We start from the raw sequence: 19203 nt of genomic DNA, 5'->3' as shown, positions 1-19203 counted from the left end.
AATTAGTTGCCGCCAAAGCAGAGATATTTCACGTCCATGTATTCATCGATACCTTGTTTTGCTCCTTCGCGTCCGATGCCGGACTGCTTAACACCACCGAAAGGAGCAACTTCAGTAGAGATCATACCTTCGTTAATGCCGACCATGCCGTATTCGAGCGCTTCTGCGATTTTCCAAACACGGTGGATGTTTTGGCTGTAGAAGTACGACGCAAGACCGTAAATGGTGTCGTTCGCCATTTCGATCAGCTGTGCGTCACTGTCAAAACGAATCACTGGCGCGACAGGGCCAAAGATTTCCTCAGAGACAATCTTCATGTCGTGAGTAACGTCTTTGAGTATCACTGGCTGCATAAATAGACCATCCAGCTTTTTGAGTTCTGAAACTGGCTTAGCACCTTGCTCGATAGCACCATCGATCAACGCTTGAATGCCTTGCTTTGCCGATTCGCTGATCACAGGACCGATGTTTACGCCCTCTTCTAAGCCGTTACCGACGTTGAGCTGCTGAACCGCAGCGTCGAACTTAGCAACGAACTCGTCATACACTTTGCTGTGTACGTAGAAACGGTTCGCACACACACACGTTTGACCTGCGTTACGGAATTTCGACGCCATCGCACCCGCCACGGCTGCATCAATGTCGGCATCATCGAATACGATAAACGGCGCGTTGCCACCGAGCTCCATTGAGGTACGTTTAATGTCCGCCGCGCTTTGCTGCATCAGCACACTACCAACTTGGGTAGAGCCAGTGAAAGACAACTTACGAATCAACGGATGCGAAGTAAAAATAGCGCCTACCTGACGTGAATTTTCACCCAGAACCACTTGCAGCACATCGCGAGGGATACCCGCTTGATAGGCAAGCTCTGCGACCGCAAACGCAGACAGCGGCGTAGATTCAGATGGTTTTACGACAAAGCTACAACCGGCCGCTAAAGCTGGCCCTGCTTTGCGCGTGATCATCGCAATTGGGAAGTTCCAAGGCGTAATCGCACAGGCGACACCAATTGGCTGTTTGATGGTCACCAAACGCTTGTCCGCACTTGGGGCAGGAATCGTCTCACCGTAGGTACGTTTCGCTTCTTCAGCAAACCATTCGATAAAACTCGCGCCGTAAAGCACTTCACCTTGAGCTTCAGCCAGCGGCTTACCTTGCTCTAACGTCATTAAGCGGCCAAGGTCGGCTTTGTTTTCTAACAGAAGTTGGAACCAACGATTGAGCATGCCAGCGCGCGTTTTTGCTGGCAGTGCCGCCCACTTTTTCTGCGCCACACTGGCACGTTCAATGCCATTTAAAATGTCGTTTTCGGTTGAGACTGGTGCGTACCCGAGGAGTTCTCCGGTCGCCGGATTAGTCACTGCAATGCCCTGTTGTGGATTCGCTACCATAAACGAAACAAGGCTTTGGTTTTGTATCTGTTGCATGGTCATTCCTTTTGACAACTCATCATCGCCGCTAAGCCAGCGGCGAGTTTATGTTTAAGCAGGGATCTGCTGCGTAATACAGTGAATGTTCCCTCCGCCGAGTAGAACCTCTCTCGACGGTATCGCGATGATTTGGTATTCCGGCATCGCGTTTTGCAAAATATCGATCGCCATAGCGTCGGTCTCTTCGTCCAGCATCGGCAAGAACACATGCTCGTTGACGATAAGAAAGTTCGCATAAGAGGCACTTAGACGTTCGCCAGCTTGTCGACTCATTCCTGAACTGGCGTCAATGCCATTGGCTTCGCGCTCGCTGTAATGCAACGGACCCGGTAATGGCAAACGGACAATTTCAATCTCGCGCCCTTTCGCATCGTGCTGAGATTTCAGTACTTGTTCCGCTTGACGAGACAACGCGTATTGCGGATCGCTTGGGTCATCGGTCCAACTTAGTACCACTTTACCCGGTGCGATAACGTGCATCAGGTTGTCGATATGGCCGTCTGTTTCGTCATTGAATAAACCATTTGGCAACCAAATGACTTTTTCGATACCGAGGTACGCCTTTAACTGCTCTTCGATTTGCGCTTTACTCAATTGCGGATTTCGCCCCGGACTGAGTAAGCACTCTTCTGTGGTGTAAAGGGTGCCTTCACCATCGGTGTGAATCGCCCCTCCTTCAAGTACAAACGGAGCACGGTAATGATCAATACCGATGATGTCGCATACCGAGCCAGCGACAAGATCGTCCTGCTGCCAGTTATCGTAAAGCCCGTTGTATTCGCCGCCCCACGCGTTGAATTGCCAACTAATCCCACGGCGCTCGCCCGCCTGATTCACGAGCACGGTCGGTCCAATATCGCGCATCCACGCATCGTTAAATGGGATTTCCACCAAACGTACATCTGAGTGAAGCATTTGACGCGCTCGGTCAAAGTTGTGCGAGCACACCGCCACACACACTTTGGTCACTTCCGCGATTAAGTTCGCGATTCTGGCAAAAGTTTCTTGCGCGGGTAATGCGTCATCACGCCAATTGTCTTTCCTTTCTGGCCACGCTAGCCAAACTTCACTAACCGGCTGAAACTCAGCCGGAAAATAGAAGCCATCTTGCGCTGGTGTTGTCGATAACTTCATACTAACGCCTCTTTAAACAGCTAGCTTGCCAACGCTGGTGTAGAGGTCTGGACGACGGTCGCGGAACAAGCCCCACGCATGACGCGCTTTCGCTATCGCAGCGAGATCGATTTCTGCGTAAATGATGGTTTCACCTTCACGTGGTGCTTCGGCAATTTTTGCACCAGTGTGGTCAGTGATAAAAGAAGAGCCGTAGAACGTGGTCTCGATACCATCATCGACCTCAGTACCAACTCGGTTTGACGCGATGACTGGAACGAGGTTTGCTGCCGAGTGACCTTGCATTGTACGTTGCCAGTGATCACGTGAATCCAGTGTCGGATCTTGAGGCTCAGAACCGATTGCAGTTGGGTAAAAAATCGCTTCCGCGCCGTGCAGAGCCAAGCTGCGCGCAAGCTCTGGGAACCATTGGTCCCAACAAATGCCAGCACCGAACTTACCGAACTTGGTTTGCCACACTTTGAAACCGGTATCGCCAGGGCTAAAATAGTACTTTTCGCTGTAGCCCGGGCCATCAGGAATGTGTGACTTGCGGTAGTTATCTAGTACCGTACCATCGGCATCAATCATCACTAGCGAGTTAAAAAACGTGTTGCCCGCTTTTTCAAAGTAGCTGACAGGAATCACCACGCCGAGCTCTTTAGCCAACGCACTCATCTCTTTAATAAGACGACAATTCTCCGTTTCTTCTGCAAGCTCGAAATACTTTGCTTCCTGTTTTTTGCAGAAGTAAGGCGCAGCGAACAGCTCTTGCGGAAGAATCACGTTCGCACCGTTTTGTGCTGCTTCACGAATCGCCTTTTTTGCTTTGGCTAGGTTATCTTCCAGATCCCAGCTTTTCGTCAGTTGAAGGGCTGCAAATTTCACCACTTTGCTCATTGGATATTCCTTATCTCTTAAATCGCCAGTTTGTCACGTAGGTTGTAGTAAGCCGCGCCCATTGCCGTAAACGGAATTTGGAAGTGGCGGCCACCTGGGAAGGAGTAATGTTTCAGTGCAGCAAACGCATCGAAACGTTCAGCGTGTCCGGTCAATGCTTCTGCCAGCAACTTGCCTGCGAGGTGAGTACACGTTACACCGTGACCGCTGTAGCCTTGTAGGTAGTAAATGTTGTCTGCAAACGAGCCAAATTGCGGCATGCGTGAGTAAGTCAGCAAGAAGTTACCCGTCCAGGTATAATCAATCTTGATGCCTTTCAATTGTGGGAAGACTTTCTCCATCTTCGGACGAATCAATGCTTCAATGTTTTCTGGGTCACGTGCGCCGTAAACCACGCCACCTCCGAATAACAAACGCTTGTCGGCGGTTAAGCGGAAGTAGTCAAGCAAGTAGTTACAGTCTTCAACGCAGTAGTCACTGGTCAGCACTTGTTTTAGCTGCTCATCACTCAAAGGCTGAGTCGCCACCACTTGTGTGCCACACGGAATCGCTTTGTTGCTGATGTTTGGTGCCAACCCACCAAGATACGCGTTACCTGCCAAAACCACGTACTTGCTCTTCACGCTACCTTGCGCCGTTTTGACTACTGGGTTAATCCCTTTGTCAATCGACACGACCGCCGACTGTTCGAAGATTTGGCCACCCAGAGAAATAAACGCAGCGGCTTCACCTAACGCGAGTTTAAGCGGGTGAATGTGACCACCGCGCATATCCAACAAGCCACCAGTGTACACTTTGGTCCCTACCGCTTGTTCTACTTCTCCTGCGTCAAGCAGAGTCAGTTGGTCGTTGCCGTAACGCTCCCAGTTCTTCTTATGCTCTTCTAGCCCTTTGAGTTGTTTACTATTCAGTGCCGTGAACAAGCCGCCTTGCTTGTAATCACAGTTGATGTCGTATTTGTCGATCAGACCACGGATGATATCGCCGCCTTCAAAAATCATATCGCACAGAGCTTTAGCTTGGTTTTGGTCGTAACGGCTTTCAATCACGTCAACATCTCGGCTGTAGCTATTAACGATTTGGCCGCCGTTACGACCAGTTGCCCCAAAGCCCACTTTTGCGCTTTCTAGCACAACAACTTTAAAACCTTTTTCCGCTAGGTGCAGTGCAGAAGAAAGACCAGAGAATCCCGCACCGACTACACACACATCGCACTCGATGTTGTCTTGTAATTGTGTGTATTCCGGCATGTTTGGCACAGAGTGCGCGTAGAACGAATCCGTATGCTTGTTCATAGAACTATTCCTTTATTTATCGTAATCGTCAGCAGGCTTAAGGATGGAGGCGAATCCAAGTGGTTTTGGTTTCGGTGAATTTTTCAATCGCGTGGAGAGACTTGTCTCGACCGTTTCCGCTCATTTTGAATCCACCAAATGGAACCGTCATGTCACCTTCGTTGTAGTTGTTAACCCAAACCGAGCCGGCTTGCAGTCGTTTTGCTACGCGATGAACGCGGTTGATATTGCTACTCCAGAGTGCCGCGCCTAAGCCGTACTTCGAATCGTTAGCGATCTCGATTGCTTGCGCTTCGTCTTTGAATGGAATGACACACAGCACCGGACCAAAAATTTCCTCTTGGGCGACACGCATCTTGTTGTCGACGTTGTCTAAAATGGTTGGGGAAACAAATGCGCCCTGCCCATCGACATCGCCGCCACAACGTACGTTTGCGCCTTCTGATTCACCTAACGAGATGTATTCCAATACTTTTGATTTATGATCTTGGTCGATGAGCGCACCCATTGATGAACTTGGGTCCATTGGGTCTTTTGGCGTGAACGCTTTCGACGCTTGAATAACTTTTTCTATAAACTGCTCTTTGATGCTTTCGTGAACAAGCAGGCGGGTTGCCGCGACGCACACCTCACCTTGGTTGTAAAAACACCCTGCAGCGGTGTCTGCTGCTGCGCGGTCTAAATCATCACAATCTTCAAACACGATGTTCGCGTTCTTGCCGCCCGCTTCTGCAAACACACGCTTTAGGTTGCTCTCACCCGATCTGACCATCAGTTGACCTGCAATGCGCGTCGAGCCTGTGAAGGCGATGCAGTCTACGTCTTGGTGTTTCGCCAGCGCGTCGCCAGCTTCATGACCAAAACCCGTAACGACTTGGAAAACGCCTGTTGGTAAGCCCGCTCGAGAAGCAAGTTGACCTAGGAATATCGCGGTGAGAGAAGATTTTTCTGACGGTTTTAGAATCACGCTGTTACCAGCGGCTAAAGCAGGGCCAAGCTTCCAGCACGCAAGCCAAAGGGGGAAGTTCCACGGCACAACCGCAGCGACCACGCCAATTGGCTGATGGGAAATAAAGGCATGTACATCTTTTTCGGTTGGGGCAACTTCGCCGTATACTTTGTCGATTGCTTCTGCGTACCAGCGTAATGCACTCGCCGCGCCAGGAATATCGGTAGAGAAGCTGTGAGAGATAGGCTTACCGGTATCAAGCGTTTCTAGCAGAGCCAATTCTTCTTGGTTTTGATCAATCAAGTCAGCAAACTGTTTAAGCACTGCTTTGCGATGAGCTGGGCTGCTCTCGCTCCACTGACCGGATTGAAATGCTTGGCGAGCGTATGAAACCACGAGATCAACATCTTCATTTTGGCAACGGGCGATTTCGGTGAATATCTCATCTGTTGCTGGGTTAACTACCGGGATGGTTTGCCCTGTTAAAGCGGCACTGTATTCACCGTTAATGTACGCCCTGTTTTCGATGTTTAGATTGTTTTTTAGTTCAATCCATTGCTCTTGGGTTTTCATACGCTCTCCTTGTGATCACACAAGGCAAGCCCCCACTAAAATGTGGTTGGCGTATGCGCACTTATCATTCGACAAGCCTTGTCTGTGTGATTTGTAAATCGATGGGGCTTCGTCGTATCAATAATGTACGACTCGCCCGCTGTTATGACATGAGATTGCCCTTTATATTCCAGAGTGATTTCACCCTCTAATACGGTGCCAATCTCTTCGCCTTCGTGTTTGATTTCTGCCGCACCAGTGGTTCCATAAGGTGCGTATTCCTCGATCAAGAATCCGATGACTTGATCTTTGTCGCCATTCGTTACCAGTTTCATGGACACCGTCTCGCTCCCGATTTCCACAAGATCTGACGGCTTGATGACTACTTTCACTTCATCGTTCGAAGGTTGTTCAAAAGTGAAAAACTCTGATAACGATAAAGAAAATACATTAACGATTTTTTGTAGTGAGCTGACCGACGGGCTCACTTTGCCATTTTCAATGGATGAGATTGCACTGTGGGTAATACCAGCGCGCTCGGCTAGTTCCCTTTGTGACAATCCATGTTTTTTTCGTAACTGAACAATATTTTTACCAATCTCTTGATTGTCCATTCATACAGCTCCAAACGTTTAACGAGAGGTAGCCATCATAAATTCATTGAACAAAATTTGAGAGAAATGATTGGTTTTTGCTTCCCATTCTGGGTGCCACTGCACGCCAACGAAAAATTTTTGATTAGGAAGACTAAATGCTTCTACCAAGCCATCCGGGGCTTTAGCTTCTACTTGTAATAGAGGAGCAAGCTGATCGATGCCTTGGTTGTGTAGTGTGTTCACTTCAAAGAAGGTGGTGTTTTCCCAATGATTTTGCACCAGCCATTGTTCAAATAAGCTCTGCTTTTGAACTAGCACAGCGTGTGCTGGCGCGTATTTTTGTTCGAAAACTTCAACAGGCGCTTCACGATGGTCATTGAAGCCGGAGTCATGAACGGCTGGGTTTAACGAGCCACCAAGTGCGACATTCATCTCTTGAAAGCCGCGGCAAATACCAAGGCACGGAATGTTTTGGTCAACCGCATGACGAATTAACGTGAATGAGAGCTCATCACGAGCTTCATCTTTGTAGCTCTCTTCGTGCGTTGCATTGTATCGATGTGGCGCAACGTTAGAGTGGCTGCCAGGAAAAAGAAAACCATCACATATGTCTAGGATGGTGGTTACGTCATCGCCCGACATGTCGGGAGCCAACATAATCGGTAGTCCTCCAAAATCCTTTATGGCGCGAAGGTAAAAGTCGTTGACCGCTTGTATCTGATAGCCACCCAACTCTTTAGCGCAGCTAACCACACCAATGATGGGTTTGTGTGTATCTGCCATGATATGTCCGTGTTCAATTTATTTAACACAAACCCTACAAACCATGTACAAAATTATCAACACAGATGACCATTATTATCGTCACAACGTGATCTGACGCACTTTTTAGGCTTCAAAACTGAATATTTATGCTCATTATATTGAACAAAACAAAACCAACTGTTACAAAATGGTTAACAGAAAGACATAAAAACCAGCCGTTAAACATCAAAAACACAGTGTAAGTGCATGTTTAAATTAAAAATAACCTGAAAAACAAACAACTCGTTCAGAGTGCTGTAATTTATTTGTTAATTTGGTTATTTCTAATTTCTACTCGTCAGGCTATTTGGAGAAGAAAATGGAATCGTATCTACAGGAAGTACAAAATTTTAAACAAAAATGGCCCGATATTGAATTTATCGATCTCATCTTTACCGATATAAATGCCACCCCAAGAGGAAAACGCATCCCGATAGATGCTCTAGAAAAACTGAATAAAGGTGTTGCCCTCCCCCTTTCGACCATCACCCTAGATACCAAAGGTAACGTCGTTGAAACGGCCGGGTTGGGAGAAGATCTCGGAGAACCAGATAATCTCTGCTATCCAATCAGCGGCACCTTAATGCCGACGGCAAAAGAACAAGTTGGTCAGCTACTGCTTAGTATGATGGATGAAACCGGGCAGCACCCTAACCCACTGTTCATCCGAAACATTCTCGCTTCTATATTGCAAACACTGCATGCTAAAGACCAATATCCTTGTGTCGCGCTCGAGCTGGAGTTCTATTTAATAGACAAAACCCGCGGCGAAAATGGCGAACCATTAACGGCAATTAACCCCACGAAAAAAACTCGAGAAAAAGATACCGAGGTTTACGACCTTGATGGACTAGATGACTACGCTGATTTCTTGGCCGACCTTAATCGAATTGCATTAGAACAAGGTTTAAACACTTCCGGAGCCCTATCTGAATCGGCACCAGGGCAGTTCGAAATCAACTTCAACCATTCTAAAGATGTACTTCGAGCATGTGATGAAATCATCATCGCAAAACGCTTGATTCGCCAAGTCGCTCATCAGCACGGATTTGACGCCACATTTATGGCGAAACCTTTTAGTGAGCAAGCGGGTAATGGCATGCACATTCACCTCAGCTTGGTTGATACAGATGGTAACAACCACTTTAGCCAACCAGACGGTCAAGCGAGCGCCTTCTTCTATCAAACCATGGCAGCGATGCTGTCACAAACATCCGATGCCATGGCCCTAATCTGCCCTAACGTTAACTCTTACCGTCGCTTTGTTCCTGGCGCTTACGTCCCGACCAAAGCCGATTGGGGAGAAAACCACCGCGGTGTTGCGTTGCGTGTGCCTATCAGCGATAGCAAAAATCGCCGTATAGAGCATCGTATAGCAGGCGCTGACGTTAACCCATACATTCTCGCTGCAGTAGTACTTTCCGCAGTATTAGCGAGTGAAAGCTACACCAAAGATCAATGTCCACCGACTCTCAGTGATGATGCAATTGAGTTACCTCTGCGTATGTCAGAAGCTCTAGAGCGACTGGAGCACAGTGAGCTGGCTCAATACATCTCAAGAGACTTTATCGATTTGTATCTAGCTTGCAAACAGAGTGAACTCGCAGAATTTGAGCGAGCTATTACTCCATTGGAAATCGACTGGATGTTGCACTCGGCATAAACAAAGGAAATGAACTTTATGACTACGCAGACCAAGGCGCTGGATGCGCCTCTTAAAATCAACTCTCAACACATTATTGTTTCTTTAATCTCGGTTGCGACGTTTGTCTTTTTTACCACAATCGGTTTGAACCATGAGGAAGGCGAAGCCTACGGATGGATGAGCCTTTTACCAACGGCGTTGGTATTGGTCTTTGCGCTGACAACACACCGAACTGTGGAAGCCCTCTTTAGCGGCGCTATTGCCGGTGTTCTTCTGCTTAACCCAACTGAAGCGGTAGAACAGATTGTTGATATTTCCATGAGTGTAATGATGGATGAAACTATTGCCTGGATCATCCTCGTTTGTGGTTTGATGGGCGGCCTAATTGCTATTTTGGAGAAAGGCGGCAGTATCTTAAGCTTCTCCGACATGTTGGTCACGAAAGTAAAAAGCCGTAAGCAATCGATGCTGATGACCTTTGCGTTAGGTATTCTGATCTTTATCGACGATTATTTGAATGCGATTGCAATTTCTTCCTCAATGAAAAAAGTTACGGACGGCTACCAAATCTCGCGTGAAAAACTCTCATATCTTGTGGATTCAACCGCCGCACCTATCTGTATCCTCGTACCAATTTCCACTTGGGCAATTTTCTTCAGTTCTTTGCTAGAAGCAAACGGAGTAGCAGAAGCGGGAGATGGTATCAAAGCATACATTGAAGCTATTCCATACATGGCTTACGGCTGGGTAACGCTGGTGATTGTTTTGCTGGTTGCAATGGAAAAGATCCCTGATCTAGGCGCGATGAAAAAGGCAGAAAAGCGTGCGAAGAATGGTCAAGTTCGTCCAGACGGTGCAACAGATGTCGACTTTGGTCCCGATGTCTCTGCACATACCAACCCAACCATGGGCCTTGTCAACTTCTTGTTACCAATGATCGTACTTGTTGCCGCAAGTTGGTATTTTGGTATCGATCTACTTGCTGGTGTTTTCGTCGCGTTAATCTTTACTATTAGCTTTTACGGCGCACAAAAACTGATCTCGATGAACGACATGTTCGAAGCTGTTTATGATGGCATTAAAGTTATGCTACTGCCGCTTGCGACCGTTATTGGTGGTTTCATGTTGAAATCGGTCAACGACTCATTGGGCGTCACGCAGTATGTCATTGAGACCGTCAGCCCTTACCTGTCAGCGTCTTACTTCCCTGCGATTATCTTTATGATTACGGGCGCGTTGGTATTTGCAACGGCATCGTCTTGGGGAACGTTTGCAGTCGCGATGCCAATTGTTCTACCTTTGGGCGAACAGCTTGGTGTGCCTCTACACTTAACCGTTGCAGCGCTGCTTTCAGCATCAGCGGCAGGGAGCCACTCTTGTTTCTTTAGTGACTCAACCGTGTTATCTGCACAAGGTTCAGGCTGTACAGCAATGCAACACGCAACCACACAGTTTCCTTATGCGTTGATTGGTATTGTTGCAACCGCGATTTTCTTCTTCATCATCGGTTAGCCCCTTTATCTAATTGCAAAACCCTGCTCAAAAATAGCGGGGTTTTGTTCTATCAAGTCAAATGATCCTCTTAAAACTACTTTACGCCCGTTCAGTATAAAAATACTCAAAGATATACAACTGCACTCAATAAGGGTTTGGTAAACCTAATATTTTTGGTTTACGCTTAGCGAAGCGTTTATTGTGCAGCAAGGCAGCTTTTGAGTAACTAAAATGCCGCCTTAATACAGTGTTAACGGTTGGAGAGACATGAAAAAGTTAGCCCATGAGATATGGATATTTGACGGAGATCCCGTCCAATTCTTAGGACTCCCATACACCACTCGTATGACTATTGTTAGGCTTTCTGATGGTGGCCTTTGGGTTCATAGTCCAATTAAGTTATCAAATTCGATTAGAGAGCAAATCAACAATCTAGGCCAAGTGAAATACTTAATCGCTCCTAATCATTTACACCACTTGTTCTTATCTGAATGGGTATTTGCCTATCCTAGCGCAGAAGTTTATGGCACAGATGAAGTCATCAAGAAGTGCCGTGATATACACTTTCACGCTTCACTTAACCAAGGCGGTAATGCTTGGAACTCTGAGGTTGAACAAGAACTATTTTCTGGCTCTCCATTAATGGAAGAGTGTGTGTTTTATCATCGACTTTCAAAGACCTTAATTGTTACTGACCTCGTCGAGAATTTTTCTGGCCAGGACTTTAACTACTGGCAGCGGTTTGTGGCTAAAGGGGCCGGTATTCTTGCTCCGAATGGAAAAATGCCTTTGGATTGGCGCCTAAGTTTTATGTTTAGCAAACAAGAGGCTCGAAAACACTTAAATAAACTGCTGTCTTGGAAACCTAATATATTGGTTATGGCTCACGGTGAAATCGTCCTTGATAATGCAGACGAGTTCTTACAGCGCTCTTTTAAGTGGCTAGTATGAGACAACATTGAAAACTCACACAACAGAATAGACAAGAAGCTATTTTAAAACATTAGGCCCTTTTAGCTTAGTCTTAGGGGGCAATTTACAGAACTACACGTTATGTTTAACGATAAGCTCCCCTATTCCTCTTAATTGAGCATTATGCAGCAATTTAAAATTCCGTTAGAATTGCACTTCAAAAACTTCAATGCGAAGAATTCTGAACATTGATACGGACATAAGTTCAAGAGTTAACATAACGCTATAGCAATCTCTTACTAATTATTTTGCTTCGAGACATTGGCATACTCCCGAAACAAACCCTTCGACTCTAAAGGTTTTGTTAATAACTGTTGCCATGCTTGTTAGTTATTCTCGTTGAACTCAGTATCTTGAAGTTGTTTGAATATATAAATTTAAAAAAGAGACATAAGATGCACAAAAAACTCATCATTCTAAGCTTGCCTATTCTATTAGCCGCATGTGCGGCACCAAAGTATACGGTAGAAACAATCTCGAAAGAAAATCAGAGCAAGGAAATCACCATCGTAAAAGACAACGCCACGCGAGATGTTTTCTTAGATTCGATGCAAGACTGGTGTTTGGATACCGCCCATAAATGCACAGTCGTAAGCGACGGCACTCCTCCTGTTAGCTCTGAGCTGACACTTACTTACGTATCACGCTGGAGCTGGGATTTTAGAACATTTATCGCTGATGCTCAGATCAAAGCCTACAAAAATAACGAAAAAGTAGGACAAGTTGAATTTAAAGCACCAAACAGCGCGAATCCAGATAAATGGGGTAAAGACAACAAACGAATCATTTCGATGATGGATTTGTTATTCGGTAAACAAACCGTGAGTGAGGCTCAATCCAAGATTAAGCTGGGCGAAATGTAATGAGCCGAACAATTGCCCATTTAACCGGCATCATATATTTGTAGAGAAAGATAGGAATGTTTAAGTGACTGAAGTCAAAACCATTGGGCTTTTCTTTATAACCGCCATTGCAGAAATATTAGGCTGCTACTTACCTTATCTCTGGTTGAAGGAAGATAAGTCAGTTTGGCTTTTGGTACCAGCAGCGCTATGCCTTGCTATGTTTGCTTGGCTTCTATCTTTACATCCTACCGCAACTGGCAGAGTTTATTCCGCTTACGGTGGTGTCTATATTTTTGTCGCAATTCTATGGTTGTGGTGTATCGACGGCGTTCGACCAACGCTCTGGGACATAGTGGGGGTTTCTGTCGCTATGCTTGGCATGTCAATCATCATGTTTTCACCCAGAGCATCCTAAACGTAACCGAGGGAAACCCTTACGCTTAGTATTTTGGCTATGTGCTAGATTTATTGATTAATAACATTATGACGTAATTGCTACATAGCCAAAGTACGCTTGGGCTTCACCCCAAAACAGCGCTATTTATAGGAGATACCAATGAACCATGCAGTGAAGGCAAGATTTGATGAGTATCCAAAACATGTGCGTATTCGGATAGAAGAGCTACGAAATATCGTCTTAACTATCGCTTCTGAATTAAAACTGGGGGAAGTTGAAGAATCTCTAAAATGGGGAGAGCCAAGCTACAGTGTGAAAACAGGTAGCCCGGTAAGGATGGATTGGAAACAGAAAACGCCTAGTCGTTATTATCTGTTCTTTAATTGCCAAACTAAGCTCGTCGACACATTCCGCGAACTGTATAGTGACTCACTTGAGTTTCAGGGTAATCGAACAATAATTCTATCTTTATCCGCTCCTTTGCCAGAAGCTTCAATCAAGACCTGTTTAGAATTAGCATTAACCTATCAAAAGCGAAAGAACTTACCTCTTTTAGGTATGTAAGATCGCTTAATAAAACTATTTACGGCCGATTAACCATATTCAACTACTCTACCTTTGTATCCTTTTTAATGCTTCCGCAGTAAAGTTTTAGATTAAGTGGTCACCTTAATAGCGCCGTAACCAAACGAGTAATATCGAAATTAAGAAGAGTTTATGAAATCAAAAATCTTGTTCTTACTTATGCTTGGAGCTCATTTCAATGCTTTTTCAGCGACGAACTATCAAGTCAATGTGGTAGTAACAGAGCCTCAATCAACATTCATTTTTCCGACTTTTGAAATATCCTCTAAAGGAAAAAGCAAAACCAGTTTTGTCGACGGCTGCGCGTACTTAGGAACCCTTTCAGAACCGAGCAAAAATAGCATACAGCTTGAAGCTACCATGTCATGCAACCGAGATGGCGCTACGTCAAGGATGGAAATGCCGGTATTTGTACTCAACTCCGAGGGTCAAAGCGCGAGTTATGATCTTGTAGAAAACGGGATCGTGATGTGGAAATATTCTGTAGAAGTTAAGCCGTCACTTAAAAAGTGATATATCAGAAATACTAAAGTAACAATCAGCACTATTAACCGCCGCTTAAGTGTAATAGGTATATTCTTTACGACTTAATGACGTTACTTGTTGCCGCAAGTCTCCAACTCATGTACAAAACAGCCCTAAATTTAATAGGAGCTAAGTGGCATGAATTTAATTGTACGTCAGGTAACTTTAGGTGATGCTGAAGGCATTACAAACGTCCTCAATCCCATCATTATTGAAGGTTTATACACTGTATTAGATACGCCTTTCACACCTGAAGAAGAAAAAGAGTTCATTACTCATTTCCCAGAACGGGGCGTGTTTACAGTCGCTTTATCCGAAAATAGCTCACAAGTCATTGGTTTCCAAAACATCGAGCCCTTTGCACAATATACAAAAGCTTTTGACCATGTTGGCATAATTGGTACGTTTGTTAGTGACGGTGCTCGTGGCCAAGGTGTGTCTAAACAGCTTTTCAAATCGACATTCGAAGTAGCCAAACAAAAGGGTTACGAAAAACTATTTGCGTACCTTCGCAGCGATAATGAGCGAGCGTTATCAGCCTATCTCAAACAAGGCTTCGAAATCGTAGGGACCGCGAAGAAGCATGCAAAAGTTCGTGGGAAATACGTAGACGAAGTCCTCATTGAGAAGTTTTTGTAGGTGTTAAGTCGCTAAACACTAAGCACGCATATAAGAACATTTGAACCAAGACTCAATTTCCGTCGTAACAATGTCTTTTCTAAAATAGGTTATTTAAAATGAAACTGACCTCGGAAACTGAGTCAAGAATAATAGAAATGGCATGGGAAGACCGCACCCCATTTGAGGCTATCGAATTTCAATTTGGTTTGAATGAATCCGACGTGATTCAGTTTATGCGTAGCCGGCTCAAATCAAGTAGCTTTAAATTGTGGCGTAAAAGGGTTTCGGGGCGCAATACAAAACACAACAAGCTACGAAACTCAGACATCATTAGAGGTTATTGCCCAACTCAATATAAGCCACGATAGCGAACTGCACTTGGCATAAATTTTTATTACGAATCGCAACATTTATCGCCCTACCTTTGAATCAACTTCATGATTGGAGGGGAATAGTCACCACTTAAATCAACCTAGGTGTTTCAGGGCGATAATAAATTCAATGGGAGTCATATTAACATCCTCAGACGCCATCAAACTAATGATTCCACAGAAAAGATTAACACCAAACGCCCACTAAAAATAACTCAGATTACGGCGTCATTTAACCTGTGTATCAATCTCTTTTACCTTCTATTTAGGCACTAGAATCACTAACCTTCTATTTTATCTTTGAAGGCACAGATAAAAAGCTGCATGATTGAAAAGGAAAAATAGCGGATAACGGTTTAACAAGCACTCGGAGCTTGGAGGCAATTTTGAACAAATTACTTATAATATTTGCGTTGGTTTCTTTACCTTGCTTGGCTTCTGATGATGTTGAAGATCCCTGCAAAGTAAAAGGCGGTGGCGTTATGGCTGGTTATCAGTGTGTAGAAAAGAAGATGGAATCTGCAGATAAAGAGCTTAACGAAAGTTACAAGGAAGCAATCGCTAGAATAGGTGAGGAAGAAAAAGCACTAAGGGAAACATGGTCTCAGACCGAACTGGTAGAGCCATTTCGAAAGGCCCAAAGAGCTTGGCTAAAATACAGAGACGCCGAATGTGAATTTACGGGCCTGTCTTCCACACCCTCGCCCTGGCAAGGTGTCCAGATTGAAGAATGTAAGTTAAGAATGACGTTAGAACGCGTCGAATACTTCAATGGTGTATACGTAGGCTAAACGGATTACATCTAACAAGGCACTTCAATAAGATTCGCAACTCTTGGCAATTTCAGTTTAAATGTACTCGGTGTTTAAGATGCAAACGTTCAGGTTGAGTGGTCGCTCCGCTTACTACTTAACCCTGCGTTGTGCGTAAAGCTAATATGGGTGTGAAATAATTATGGAAAAAGACGATTTAGTTGGGATAGTAGTTAAGTATTTCGAGAAAATAGATGCCGGTGATCCTAGCTATCTGGATCTATTCTCAGAGGATGTTGATTTTTTCTTTCCTAAATTTGGGCAAGCGAAAGGAAAGAGTGCCTTAGTGGAGTTTGGCAATAGGATTGGTAGCTCGTTGATTAGTATCTGGCACGACATAGACGGCTTTCAAATAACGACTGCTGGAAACAAGGTCATTGTTGAAGGACAGGAAGGCGGCGTAATGAGTGATGGTACCTCTTGGCCGGACAACAAAGTTTCCACAGGGCGTTTTTGTAGTGTATTTGAGTTTGAAGGAAAAATGATAAGTCGTATGTTTGTGTACGTAGACCCTGACTTCCCGAGTCGAGATTTTGAGAGAATTTCCGTGCTGTCAGGCGAGAGCAACGTGCGACAAACTGTTCAAGCCTGAATACTACCGTTACCGCATAGCATCTTTGTTATGCGGTAGTATTCGTAGTTAAGGTGTGTTGAGGGCTTTGATATCGCTTTACTCACACCTTATCAGTACGTTAGCCACATTCCCTTACTGATAGAAATGCTACTTTCTTCAATCGTCCTGTATTATGATAATGAAAAAGATTGCATTAATTTTAAGATTAAAATGAACCAAAAATTTTTTCTAAAACTACTCCCTGTCCCTTTTCTTCTAGCCGGTTGCCAGTCTACGCAAAGCCAGCTACAGCCTATACCTGAAAACGTATTATCAAACCTATCGACTCAATGGGCAGTGGTAGAGGCCTGTTTTCATTCCGATGCTTATAGCTTAGAGCAATCGGTAAACTATCGAGAGGCCATTAACTATTCTTTTTCTACTTGGCTAGTCGATCAGTCCGATATCGATCAGTCGGTAAATGAAGCTCGTGTAGCGTTATCAGAATATCAGTCTCAGAATGATGGTTTAGGAACAACATGTAAGGATTGGCACCTACCCCTAGAATCTGGATTGCGAGAAGTTAACAATCATAAGAATCAAGTGGCGATAGACCAGCAGCGAGCACATGAAATACATAAAGCAAACGCTTCTAAACCTGTGACGTATTCAACACCAGCATCTACTTCGACTAGTAATGTTGTTCACTGTTACAAATTGGAAGACGTTAGCTTGAATAAGAACATTCAAACGTTTAATGGAATGATATGCCCTATAGGCTGGCTTAAATATTATGGCTATTAATGTATTTGATTAATGCAGTACTTAAGAATGAACTCTAAGTTTAATTTTTAGTTCAAGATTGGGTTTCTTGTTTACAATGTTATGTTTCCAGTTGGATTACCGTATTCGAATAGATTGACGAAGTTAATCAATATATGTGTATTGATGCTTACTTTTTATCGAGTTATCTTTGTTTGATAGCCATTAAAACGAGTAAGGAAACAAAGTGACTGTGTTAACAAAAGGCATACACCACGTAGGTTTAACCGTATCTAACCTAGAAGCAAGCGCGAAGTTTTTCACTGAACAATTAGGTTGGAGTGAAGTAAAAAGAAATCCAGACTACCCGGCAATATTTGTGAGTGATGGGCATATCATGCTTACACTATGGGCGGCTAAGGCTGATGCCGCCACTCCATTTGACAGAAAAACGAATATTGGTTTGCATCACTTAGCTTTACTGGTAGAGACTGAGAAGCAACTCTATGAGTTGCGTGATCAATTTATGGCGTCGGGAATCGAAATTGAGTTTGGTCCCGAGCTTGTTAAAACAGGACCCGCAAAACATTTAATGTGTTACGACCCAAGTGGTATTAGGGTTGAGTTTTTCTGGGCGGGCTCATAAAACAAACATAACAAAGTTTTATAATAGGGATTTGGTACACATGGCATTGTTAGTTTGCACCGCCTTTGGTGTTTAAGGTGCTCAGCAGAAGCTTGTGTATTGAATGCCCTCCCCTCCTACTACACATTTTGCGACTTACGAGTAAGTCCAAAAGGATAAATGTTATGTATAAAATCGGCGTTGTTTTATTTGATGATTTCACGGATGTCGATTTCTTTCTTATGTATGACTTGCTAGGGCGCACAACCGACAGTTGGACGGTAAGTATACTTGGAACTAAATCTGAACATCATTCCCACCTCGGTATGAAAGTTAAAACAGACGGACACCTTTCTGAGGTGACGAATCAAGATGTCGTTCTTATTACAAGCGGCAAACGGGGTATTCCAGCCGCTTTAAAAGATGCTGAATTTATGTCAGCGTTGAATCTTGATCCAAATAGGCAGCTAATAGGTTCGATTTGTGCGGGATCATTCATCCTCCATGAACTCGGTTTACTAAAAGGCAAGCGATTAACAACAAACCCAGATGCAAAGGATGTTCTACAAAGTATGGGAGGAGATGTTCAGGATCTGCCTCTCGTGATAGACGGTAATGTAGCGACGGCCGGTGGCTGCCTTTCACTGATGTATCTAATTGGTTGGTTAACAGAGCGGCTATTTGACTCAAACAAACGAAAAGCTATACAAAATCAATTGATACCTGCTGGGCAATTAGAGCTGTTTGAAGAGCTTATTGCCACAACTATTCAATCAGCAGAGTTAGCAAGCTCGGATCACAAGGCGTTAAATAATCATTCATAACATGTGGTGTTTTACATTACGTTCGTTTTAGTGTTTAGGGTAAGTCACACATCAGTCTTGTGTGACTTACCCTTGAACATAACGCCACTTGGGGAAATTAACTTACAGGGAGTAAATCAATTGGTAAAAATGTACGGTTCTGAAGAGACAAGAGCGTTTTGCTGTAATTGTAAAGAAGTAACGCTACATCGGTACGAAAGCTTCTCTAAAGCGCAGGAAAAGACCGAGAAAAAAGCTAAAGGTTTCTTCTCTGGTCTATTTGCAGCAATAATTAGCTCATTAATGGAAGGCGAAGCGACTGGTGACTACAAATGTACAATATGCGGCACCAATCTTCACACGCCAGATAATTTAGATTAATAGTCATTGTCTCTAATGCCACGGCTAGTGGCACGCAACATGATTTATAGACGGCTCTAGTGGGTTTGAAGCGTATACACCTTATGCATTGCATTTAGGGTTTTGAGGTTGTGTTGCGGATCAAGTAGTGCGCTTTTATCTCTAACAAGGGGCTAAAGCAGAGCAAAAAC

The 19203-nt window shown here is 44.5% G+C and carries 22 protein-coding genes; 15 read left to right on the top strand and 7 right to left on the bottom strand.

Annotated features, from left to right (window positions below; all coding sequences use genetic code 11):
- Positions 1-2 precede the first annotated feature (2 nt).
- Genes R7O03_RS07335 through R7O03_RS07305 form a run of 7 tightly spaced genes read right to left on the bottom strand, consistent with a single transcriptional unit; the run spans position 3 to position 7621 of the window.
- A complete protein-coding gene (locus R7O03_RS07335; RefSeq protein WP_065274436.1) occupies positions 3-1430 on the bottom strand; it encodes an NAD-dependent succinate-semialdehyde dehydrogenase in 1428 nt (475 codons plus the stop codon).
- Positions 1431-1484: 54 nt separating this feature from the next.
- A complete protein-coding gene (gene aguA / locus R7O03_RS07330) occupies positions 1485-2567 on the bottom strand; it encodes an agmatine deiminase (RefSeq protein ID WP_318131621.1) in 1083 nt (360 codons plus the stop codon).
- Between the two features lie 12 nt (positions 2568-2579).
- Positions 2580-3446 (bottom strand): N-carbamoylputrescine amidase, encoded by an 867-nt coding sequence (aguB, locus tag R7O03_RS07325; protein ID WP_033905196.1) that lies wholly within the window; start codon positions 3444-3446, stop codon positions 2580-2582.
- Positions 3447-3463: 17 nt separating this feature from the next.
- Entirely contained in the window at positions 3464-4741 is a 1278-nt protein-coding gene (locus R7O03_RS07320) for an NAD(P)/FAD-dependent oxidoreductase (protein ID WP_206970034.1), read from the bottom strand.
- Between the two features lie 37 nt (positions 4742-4778).
- The gene (locus tag R7O03_RS07315; protein ID WP_065274433.1) at positions 4779-6263 is read right to left on the bottom strand and encodes an aldehyde dehydrogenase; all 1485 of its coding nucleotides are present in this window, start codon (positions 6261-6263) and stop codon (positions 4779-4781) included.
- Positions 6264-6298: 35 nt separating this feature from the next.
- A complete protein-coding gene (gene puuR / locus R7O03_RS07310; protein ID WP_005377813.1) occupies positions 6299-6856 on the bottom strand; it encodes an HTH-type transcriptional regulator PuuR in 558 nt (185 codons plus the stop codon).
- Between the two features lie 18 nt (positions 6857-6874).
- Positions 6875-7621: a gamma-glutamyl-gamma-aminobutyrate hydrolase family protein gene (locus R7O03_RS07305; RefSeq protein WP_318131620.1), complete on the bottom strand. Its 747-nt coding sequence runs from the start codon at positions 7619-7621 to the stop codon at positions 6875-6877.
- A gap of 340 nt (positions 7622-7961) precedes the next feature.
- Here R7O03_RS07305 and R7O03_RS07300 point away from each other — a divergent pair, with 340 nt between their 5' ends.
- The 15 genes from R7O03_RS07300 to R7O03_RS07230 all read left to right on the top strand — a co-directional run bounded on the left by R7O03_RS07300 (position 7962) and on the right by R7O03_RS07230 (position 19033).
- On the top strand, positions 7962-9305 hold the full coding sequence (locus tag R7O03_RS07300) for a glutamine synthetase family protein (protein ID WP_017820915.1): 1344 nt from the start codon (positions 7962-7964) through the stop codon (positions 9303-9305).
- 18 nt (positions 9306-9323) lie between these two features.
- The gene (locus R7O03_RS07295; protein WP_005377816.1) at positions 9324-10799 is read left to right on the top strand and encodes a Na+/H+ antiporter NhaC family protein; all 1476 of its coding nucleotides are present in this window, start codon (positions 9324-9326) and stop codon (positions 10797-10799) included.
- A 249-nt stretch (positions 10800-11048) separates the two neighbouring features.
- A complete protein-coding gene (locus R7O03_RS07290) occupies positions 11049-11732 on the top strand; it encodes a DUF4336 domain-containing protein (RefSeq protein WP_186584308.1) in 684 nt (227 codons plus the stop codon).
- Positions 11733-12148: 416 nt separating this feature from the next.
- A complete protein-coding gene (locus R7O03_RS07285; protein WP_005385757.1) occupies positions 12149-12616 on the top strand; it encodes an Sbal_3080 family lipoprotein in 468 nt (155 codons plus the stop codon).
- Positions 12617-12680: 64 nt separating this feature from the next.
- Positions 12681-13013, top strand: a complete 333-nt coding sequence (locus tag R7O03_RS07280) for a YnfA family protein (RefSeq protein WP_318131619.1) — start codon at positions 12681-12683, stop codon at positions 13011-13013.
- 141 nt (positions 13014-13154) lie between these two features.
- Positions 13155-13559: a DUF1801 domain-containing protein gene (locus R7O03_RS07275; RefSeq protein WP_213970458.1), complete on the top strand. Its 405-nt coding sequence runs from the start codon at positions 13155-13157 to the stop codon at positions 13557-13559.
- A 153-nt stretch (positions 13560-13712) separates the two neighbouring features.
- Positions 13713-14093 (top strand): hypothetical protein, encoded by a 381-nt coding sequence (locus R7O03_RS07270; RefSeq protein ID WP_025766737.1) that lies wholly within the window; start codon positions 13713-13715, stop codon positions 14091-14093.
- Positions 14094-14243: 150 nt separating this feature from the next.
- Positions 14244-14744, top strand: coding sequence for a GNAT family N-acetyltransferase (locus tag R7O03_RS07265; RefSeq protein ID WP_318131618.1), 501 nt, complete (start codon positions 14244-14246; stop codon positions 14742-14744).
- Positions 14745-14842: 98 nt separating this feature from the next.
- Entirely contained in the window at positions 14843-15094 is a 252-nt protein-coding gene (locus R7O03_RS07260; protein ID WP_005377824.1) for a TIGR03643 family protein, read from the top strand.
- Between the two features lie 389 nt (positions 15095-15483).
- Positions 15484-15888: a lysozyme inhibitor LprI family protein gene (locus R7O03_RS07255; protein ID WP_318131617.1), complete on the top strand. Its 405-nt coding sequence runs from the start codon at positions 15484-15486 to the stop codon at positions 15886-15888.
- Positions 15889-16051: 163 nt separating this feature from the next.
- The gene (locus R7O03_RS07250; RefSeq protein ID WP_138939937.1) at positions 16052-16501 is read left to right on the top strand and encodes a nuclear transport factor 2 family protein; all 450 of its coding nucleotides are present in this window, start codon (positions 16052-16054) and stop codon (positions 16499-16501) included.
- Positions 16502-16693: 192 nt separating this feature from the next.
- Complete coding sequence (locus tag R7O03_RS07245) at positions 16694-17266, top strand: hypothetical protein (RefSeq protein ID WP_225466652.1); 573 nt, start codon at positions 16694-16696, stop codon at positions 17264-17266.
- Between the two features lie 205 nt (positions 17267-17471).
- Positions 17472-17870 carry a VOC family protein gene (locus tag R7O03_RS07240; protein WP_031780991.1) on the top strand — a complete coding sequence of 133 codons (399 nt, stop codon included), beginning with the start codon at positions 17472-17474 and terminating at the stop codon, positions 17868-17870.
- A 164-nt stretch (positions 17871-18034) separates the two neighbouring features.
- Positions 18035-18673: a DJ-1/PfpI family protein gene (locus R7O03_RS07235; RefSeq protein ID WP_206959177.1), complete on the top strand. Its 639-nt coding sequence runs from the start codon at positions 18035-18037 to the stop codon at positions 18671-18673.
- A 129-nt stretch (positions 18674-18802) separates the two neighbouring features.
- Positions 18803-19033, top strand: a complete 231-nt coding sequence (locus R7O03_RS07230; RefSeq protein ID WP_017820907.1) for a hypothetical protein — start codon at positions 18803-18805, stop codon at positions 19031-19033.
- Positions 19034-19203 lie beyond the last annotated feature (170 nt).

It is taken from the genome of Vibrio sp. Vb2960, assembly GCF_033337665.1.
GTDB lineage: Bacteria > Pseudomonadota > Gammaproteobacteria > Enterobacterales > Vibrionaceae > Vibrio > Vibrio alginolyticus.
The sequence above is the reverse complement of the archived record's forward strand: the minus strand, read 5'-3'. Positions and strand labels throughout refer to the sequence as shown.

What these genes read in the sequence shown, in the direction of transcription:
- R7O03_RS07335 (WP_065274436.1), bottom strand. Translation starts at nt 1,430, where the DNA reads ATGCAACAGATACAAAACCAAAGCCTTGTTTCGTTTATGGTAGCGAAT.
- aguA (WP_318131621.1), bottom strand. Translation starts at nt 2,567, where the DNA reads ATGAAGTTATCGACAACACCAGCGCAAGATGGCTTCTATTTTCCGGCT.
- aguB (WP_033905196.1), bottom strand. Translation starts at nt 3,446, where the DNA reads ATGAGCAAAGTGGTGAAATTTGCAGCCCTTCAACTGACGAAAAGCTGG.
- R7O03_RS07320 (WP_206970034.1), bottom strand. Translation starts at nt 4,741, where the DNA reads ATGAACAAGCATACGGATTCGTTCTACGCGCACTCTGTGCCAAACATG.
- R7O03_RS07315 (WP_065274433.1), bottom strand. Translation starts at nt 6,263, where the DNA reads ATGAAAACCCAAGAGCAATGGATTGAACTAAAAAACAATCTAAACATC.
- puuR (WP_005377813.1), bottom strand. Translation starts at nt 6,856, where the DNA reads ATGGACAATCAAGAGATTGGTAAAAATATTGTTCAGTTACGAAAAAAA.
- R7O03_RS07305 (WP_318131620.1), bottom strand. Translation starts at nt 7,621, where the DNA reads ATGGCAGATACACACAAACCCATCATTGGTGTGGTTAGCTGCGCTAAA.
- R7O03_RS07300 (WP_017820915.1), top strand. Translation starts at nt 7,962, where the DNA reads ATGGAATCGTATCTACAGGAAGTACAAAATTTTAAACAAAAATGGCCC.
- R7O03_RS07295 (WP_005377816.1), top strand. Translation starts at nt 9,324, where the DNA reads ATGACTACGCAGACCAAGGCGCTGGATGCGCCTCTTAAAATCAACTCT.
- R7O03_RS07290 (WP_186584308.1), top strand. Translation starts at nt 11,049, where the DNA reads ATGAAAAAGTTAGCCCATGAGATATGGATATTTGACGGAGATCCCGTC.
- R7O03_RS07285 (WP_005385757.1), top strand. Translation starts at nt 12,149, where the DNA reads ATGCACAAAAAACTCATCATTCTAAGCTTGCCTATTCTATTAGCCGCA.
- R7O03_RS07275 (WP_213970458.1), top strand. Translation starts at nt 13,155, where the DNA reads ATGAACCATGCAGTGAAGGCAAGATTTGATGAGTATCCAAAACATGTG.
- R7O03_RS07270 (WP_025766737.1), top strand. Translation starts at nt 13,713, where the DNA reads ATGAAATCAAAAATCTTGTTCTTACTTATGCTTGGAGCTCATTTCAAT.
- R7O03_RS07265 (WP_318131618.1), top strand. Translation starts at nt 14,244, where the DNA reads ATGAATTTAATTGTACGTCAGGTAACTTTAGGTGATGCTGAAGGCATT.
- R7O03_RS07260 (WP_005377824.1), top strand. Translation starts at nt 14,843, where the DNA reads ATGAAACTGACCTCGGAAACTGAGTCAAGAATAATAGAAATGGCATGG.
- R7O03_RS07250 (WP_138939937.1), top strand. Translation starts at nt 16,052, where the DNA reads ATGGAAAAAGACGATTTAGTTGGGATAGTAGTTAAGTATTTCGAGAAA.
- R7O03_RS07245 (WP_225466652.1), top strand. Translation starts at nt 16,694, where the DNA reads ATGAACCAAAAATTTTTTCTAAAACTACTCCCTGTCCCTTTTCTTCTA.
- R7O03_RS07235 (WP_206959177.1), top strand. Translation starts at nt 18,035, where the DNA reads ATGTATAAAATCGGCGTTGTTTTATTTGATGATTTCACGGATGTCGAT.
- R7O03_RS07230 (WP_017820907.1), top strand. Translation starts at nt 18,803, where the DNA reads ATGTACGGTTCTGAAGAGACAAGAGCGTTTTGCTGTAATTGTAAAGAA.